The following is a 1,052-nucleotide window of genomic DNA, read 5'->3' as shown; positions in this document are numbered from 1 at the left end:
GGGCGGTCTCAAGAATCAAGTGCAACACGTGATTTGAAGTCGATGATTTCCCTCTCCATCACCTGGGCTGGTGTTGCCCAGCCGAGCGTCTTGCGCGGTCGCCCGTTCATCAGCTTGGCGACGTGATTGAGATATTCCTGGCTCGCCTGCGAGAGGTCCACGCCCTTGGGCAGGAACTGTCGAAGCAGGCCGTTGGTGTTCTCGTTGCTGCCCCGCTGCCAGGGCGCATGCGGATCGGCGAACCAGACCTGGAGGTTGAGCCGCTGCATCAGCGCCTCGTAGCACGTCAGTTCCGAACCGCGATCGTAGGTGAGGCTCTCGCGCAGGAATGCCGGCAACATGCGCATCTGCCGGGTGAAGCCCTCGAGCGCCGCTTCGGCGGTGCAGCCGTCCATCCGGCACAGCACGACGAAACGGGTCTTGCGCTCGACCAGCGTACCGACGCAGGAGCGGTTGAAGGCGCCCTTGATCAGGTCGCCCTCCCAATGACCGGCCACCAGGCGCTGCTCGACGTCCTCGGGCCGATGCACGATCCGCAACTGCTCCGGCACCCATGAACGTCCCGCGGCGGTCGTCCGCCTGCGTCCGCGCGCCGGCTTGCCCTGGCGCAACGCCTCCACCAACGCCTTCTTCAGTCCACCACGCGGATACGCATAGATCGCCGCATAGATCGTCTCGTGGCTGACCCGCTGACTGGCGTCGTCTGGATGCATGGCCCGCAGTGTGGCCGCGATCTGCTGCGGCGACCAGCGCTCCAACACCAGACGGTCATGCACGAACTGGAACAACTCGCCTTCCTCGACCAGCTTGCGACGACGCACGCAACGCGAACGACGTGCGCGATAGCTCCCGGCCGCGCCATGGGCCGAGTAGATGCCATCGCTCTGGCGCCGCACCTCTCGACTTAACGTTGACGCGCTGCGTCCCAACCGACGACCGATCTCCTGAAGGCTCGTCCCGCGGTTGCGCTCGACCTGAAGCACTGCGCGCTCTTCCGCGCTCAGGTGGCTGTACTGTTTTCCCATCGCGACACCCTACACTCCGCCGGGTGT

1 protein-coding gene is annotated in these 1,052 nt (G+C 65.1%); it reads right to left on the bottom strand.

The genetic code is table 11. From position 1 onward, the window contains the following. Positions 1-8: 8 nt before the first annotated feature. Positions 9-1,025 carry an IS30 family transposase gene (locus ABE488_RS17695; protein ID WP_346445847.1) on the bottom strand — a complete coding sequence of 339 codons (1,017 nt, stop codon included), beginning with the start codon at positions 1,023-1,025 and terminating at the stop codon, positions 9-11. Positions 1,026-1,052 lie beyond the last annotated feature (27 nt).

The sequence above is a fragment of the Luteimonas sp. TWI662 genome (genome assembly GCF_039673825.1).
Lineage (GTDB): Bacteria > Pseudomonadota > Gammaproteobacteria > Xanthomonadales > Xanthomonadaceae > Luteimonas.
This window is presented reverse-complemented; position numbering and strand designations above follow the sequence as displayed.